This is a genomic window from Pantoea sp. USMM079, from assembly GCF_037153115.1.
Lineage (GTDB): Bacteria > Pseudomonadota > Gammaproteobacteria > Enterobacterales > Enterobacteriaceae > Pantoea > Pantoea communis.
This window is the reverse complement of record NZ_JBBCKX010000077.1, coordinates 1-327: the sequence shown is the minus strand read 5'-3', so window position 1 is coordinate 327 and position 327 is coordinate 1. Positions and strand designations below refer to the sequence as shown.

Annotated in this window: 2 tRNA genes; both read right to left on the bottom strand. The window is 51.4% G+C overall.

Annotated features, from left to right (window positions below):
- Window positions 1-15: 15 nt before the first annotated feature.
- Window positions 16-91: transfer RNA gene (locus tag WFP70_RS26590), tRNA-Ala, on the bottom strand.
- 152 nt (window positions 92-243) lie between these two features.
- A tRNA-Ile gene (locus tag WFP70_RS26585) sits at window positions 244-320 on the bottom strand.
- Window positions 321-327 lie beyond the last annotated feature (7 nt).

The following is a 327-nucleotide window of genomic DNA, read 5'->3' as shown; positions in this document are numbered from 1 at the left end:
TTTGAGTCACTGTAATGGTGGAGCTAAGCGGGATCGAACCGCTGACCTCCTGCGTGCAAGGCAGGCGCTCTCCCAGCTGAGCTATAGCCCCATACAGTTACTGCAGAGACCTTCTACTACCACTCACCAGGAGTTACTTTTTCATTTAACATGAAAACGTAAATTCGTGCTCAGGCAAGGCATGTACGAAGGACGTTTACTTTGGTAAACGACCGGGTACATAACGCCGCATGAGTGCGAATTTGGTAGGCCTGAGTGGACTTGAACCACCGACCTCACCCTTATCAGGGGTGCGCTCTAACCACCTGAGCTACAAGCCTGTAGAGG